This window comes from Succinimonas sp., from assembly GCF_045225735.1.
Taxonomy (GTDB): domain Bacteria; phylum Pseudomonadota; class Gammaproteobacteria; order Enterobacterales; family Succinivibrionaceae; genus Succinimonas.
On record NZ_JBGVBR010000027.1, the window covers coordinates 1 to 3,842 of the forward strand.

Here is a 3,842-nt window from a genome sequence, read left to right on the forward strand (position 1 = left end):
CATGGAATAAATATGGCCGGTACGGAGCGGGGTGAATGCAGGGCCTCTTGGAATTCCTTCCGGATTCTCTTATCTGTGATGCCGGTACAGGCGGCTTCTGAGTGTTTTCTGCTAAGATCTCAAAGCCCCCCTCGGGTACTTTCATGGTATTTGCCGGCCCGTTATTGATCAGGCATTTGCCTGTCCCTTTTTAAGGTTTTTACAAACCCCGACTTCGCTTTTGAGAGAAACATGTAATGTCCGCCGCTGATTCCTGTTCCTGTCCGGGATGTTCCGGAAATCTGGTTTTTGATATATCTGCTCAGGCTCTGACATGCGCTCATTGCGGCGGGAAATATCCTGTTCCCGAGTATGATCGTCTCATGTCCCAAAGAGCCGGATCCGCGGCAGCCCCTGACGATCCTGATAATCGCGCGAACGAACAAACCTCCCGGGAAGCTTCTCCAAATAAGTCTCCGGAAGAAGCCGCTCCGGAAACTGCCGCTCCTGCCGTTTATGCCTGCTCCTCCTGCGGCGGCGAGATTACTCCCGGCATTCTGGGGGCCACGGATACCTGCCCCTTCTGCGGCAATGCCATTGTGCTGGCCGACAAAATCCGGCGGCAGCGGGAACCGGACATGATCATTCCCTTCGCTCTGGATAAAACAGTGCTGATGGATAAATACCGGGAGCTTCTCGGGAAAGCCCGCTTTGTTCCGGACAGCTATATGGCGGAGGCCACCCCGGAACGCATTCAGGCCCGTTATGTTCCATTTTGGCTTTATGATGTTTCCGCGGACGGCAGCCTTTCCTTTGAGGCAAAACTGGTGGAGCATACTGAGGAGTACGGGAGATCCCGCACCGTTACCCATAAGTTCCGGGGCAAAGCCTCCGGCCACCGCTCCTTCCGGAATATCCCCCAGGATGCCACCAGCGAGGTTGACGATGAAATCTCCCAAAGTCTGGAGCCCTATGATACCGGCAAGGCTCAGCCCTTCAGCTATTCCTGGCTCTCCGGTCTGGATGCCCGGATCTACAACATGGATAACCGGGCCAGCTTTGAACCGGTAAAGGCCAGAGTGCGCGCCTCCATGGAAAGCTATCTCGTGGATGCAGACCGCTATACCAAACATAAGGTGCTGGAAAGCTCATATGAGATCACCCCGAAGAAAATCTCCTATGCTCTTTTTCCGATCTGGACCATGGAGCTTAAATGGAAGGGCGGTACCTGTCTTTTTGCCATGAACGGACAGACCGGAGCCTGTTCTGAAAACATCCCCACCTCCGGCTTTAAGCTGTGGACATGTTCCCTGACCACCTGGTTTTTCTGCTCCATGGCCGTTTCTTATCCCTTCATTGCGGCCTATGAAGCGGAGCTGACGGACAGCGAGATTGCGGCCTGCATTGTTTACGGCATCCCGTTTATGCTCTCCTGGTGCTTTCAGCAGTTTGTCTGTGTGCCCTATCTTTTCAAGACCAATATCCGCTCTGCGATATCCGGAGCGCTGTTACTGATTCTGGGCGTTCTCGCTTTCCTGATCACTCTTGACGCCTATGAATTCTGGGAAACTCTGATTTCCACCGGCATCATTCTCGGGGTATTCTGGTGCGGCCTGGGGTTTTCAGCCATGAAGGACGCGCTGTGGGATGAGCGCCGAAAGACAGCCCTGATGCTAAAGAAAGAGGCCGACTACTATGCCTGGGATTATGACTGCCGGGCCGACAGAGAGGTGGAGCAGCTGTCGTAGTCCGGCGGGCGGGCCCGGATAAAGATGATCCGAGGCTTGCGGCTCATTGTCAGCTTAGGCATATTTCTTTGAATTTACCGGGATCCGTATGGATGATAAAATAACGGTAACAGGGCAGGAAGGCGTCAGCAATGTCCTAAGGGCGCCGGCAATGACTGATTTGCGGCCGGAAAAAACTGCTGAAATACGCTCTTTCTGTTACAGTATCTGCAACTAAGCGCAATTGGAGCTTCAACTGGAATGAATACTCGGGATGAAATATTTGCCGGTCTTAAGGAAATGCTTGAGACTGATTTTGAGATAGAGGGAGATCGCATTACCAGGGAAGCATTCCTGGGAGCGGATCTGGATTTCGACTCCATAGATGCCATTGACATGATTGCCGAGCTGCAGAGAAAGCTTAAGTGCCGTTTTACCCCGGAAGATTTCAAGGCGGTTAAAACTGTGGGAGATGTGGTGGAAATCATCTATGCCCGGCTGCAGGAAAAAGCCTGATGCCAAGAGAGCCTCTTAATTTTTTAGCGGAGCTTCTCAAGCCCGGCAGAAGCTGCCGGCCGGCTTTTTTCCGGAATGAGGCGGTGCTTTCCCTGGAGCAGGTCTTTGTCATGGCCTGGGACATCTGCGTGCATCTTCCGAAATCCGCTGCTGGAGATACCGTGATTCTGGCGGTGGATGATTCCGCGGAGCTTCTGGCCGGCATTCTGGCGGTCTGGATCTGGGACGGCGTTCCCATGATTCCCAACGGTTTTCGGGAAGAAGCTCTCCGCAAGGCCGCCGCCTTTGGCAGCATCATTGTGAGCAAAAGCAGCATCCTCCGGGAAAATGAGGTTTCTCCGGGATTTCAGGATTCCGCTGCCATTTTGGATATCACGGATCTTTCCCGGGATCCCGAATTTCGGGAGGTCTCCATTGCGGAACGCCGCCGGGATTTTCGGATGAGCCTGGAGGATCTCTCTTTGGAGGATCCCTCCCTGCTGGAGCTTCGGCAGCTTACCTCGGGGAGCACCGGAGAACCCAAGGTTATCGGCCGCACCCTGGCCGGACTGATGAAAGAGGTCAGCGCGCTGGATTCTCTCGGCATTATCAGAAAGGATCTCCTTTCCCTCAGCGTTTCCACCGTTCCCAATTATCACGCCTACGGCATAATGTTCCGTTTCTTCTTCCCTCTGGCCATGGATATTCCGCTATACGATGCCATGCTGCGTTACGAGGAACAGTTTTCGTTGCCGGAACGTCTGGGGATCCCTTATTACACCGTGTCCAACCCGGGTTTTCTGAAACGTCTCAGCGCTGCGGGCTCCCTCAGAAACTGCCGGCTCCTTATTTCCGCCGGCGGCCGTCTTACCGACAAGGCCAGAGTCCGGGGACAGGCATTTTTCGGGGGCGAGGTGATGGAAATCTTCGGCAGCACTGAAACCGGAGCCATGGCTTATCGCTACACCGGAAACAGCGTTGCCCTGTGGCGTCCGGTGCCGGGGAACAGGTTTTATGTGGCTGCCCGGGATACCCCGGAAAGCGGCACCGAAGTTATTCTCATGACAGCTTCAGGAGAGGGGGTTTTTCTATTGGAATCCCCTTATCTCGAAAACGCCGCTCTTACCGGAGCGTTCCATGGCCGGAAGATCCCGGTATTTGCCTCCGGAGATGCGGTGAGCATTTCCGGGGAGGGCTTCCTGACCCTGCTGGGCCGGCAGGGGCGGCTCATAAAAATCGAGGACAACCGTGTTTCTCTTGATGAGGTGGAGGCCGGCTTTTCCTTTATTCCCGAGATTCAGGATGCGGCAGTGGTTTCCTATGACAAGGACGGCCGGGAGGGCACCCTGGCCTTTGTCACGCTGAATGATCAGGGCATGAGGACACTGGCTGCCACCAGCTCCGGAAAGATGATAATCGGCTTTCGGAATATTCTCCGGAACCATATGCTGCCTCTGGCCGTGCCCCGGAAATTTATTTTTCTTCCGGCCATGCCGGTTAATGCCAATGGCAAAACCGACTATGTGAAGCTTAATGCCCGGGCCCGGGAGCTGGAAACCGATCTTTCCCCGGATGAACTGCTTGATGAATGAGAAACGCGGTATGACTGATAATGTTCCCGGAGGATATGCCAGAACCACT

Annotated in this window: 3 protein-coding genes; all 3 read left to right on the forward strand. The window is 54.3% G+C overall.

Going from position 1 to position 3,842, the window contains the following annotated elements; translation table 11 throughout:
• The first annotated feature begins 236 nt into the window (after positions 1 to 236).
• The 3 genes from ACJROR_RS00940 to ACJROR_RS00950 all read left to right on the forward strand — a co-directional run bounded on the left by ACJROR_RS00940 (position 237) and on the right by ACJROR_RS00950 (position 3,793).
• Complete coding sequence (locus tag ACJROR_RS00940) at positions 237 to 1,727, forward strand: hypothetical protein (RefSeq protein ID WP_406545464.1); 1,491 nt, start codon at positions 237 to 239, stop codon at positions 1,725 to 1,727.
• Positions 1,728 to 1,967: 240 nt separating this feature from the next.
• Entirely contained in the window at positions 1,968 to 2,222 is a 255-nt protein-coding gene (locus ACJROR_RS00945) for an acyl carrier protein (RefSeq protein WP_406038408.1), read from the forward strand.
• Positions 2,222 to 3,793, forward strand: a complete 1,572-nt coding sequence (locus ACJROR_RS00950; RefSeq protein ID WP_406545465.1) for an AMP-binding protein — start codon at positions 2,222 to 2,224, stop codon at positions 3,791 to 3,793. The genes ACJROR_RS00945 and ACJROR_RS00950 overlap by 1 nt, the downstream gene beginning before the upstream one ends.
• Positions 3,794 to 3,842: the final 49 nt, after the last annotated feature.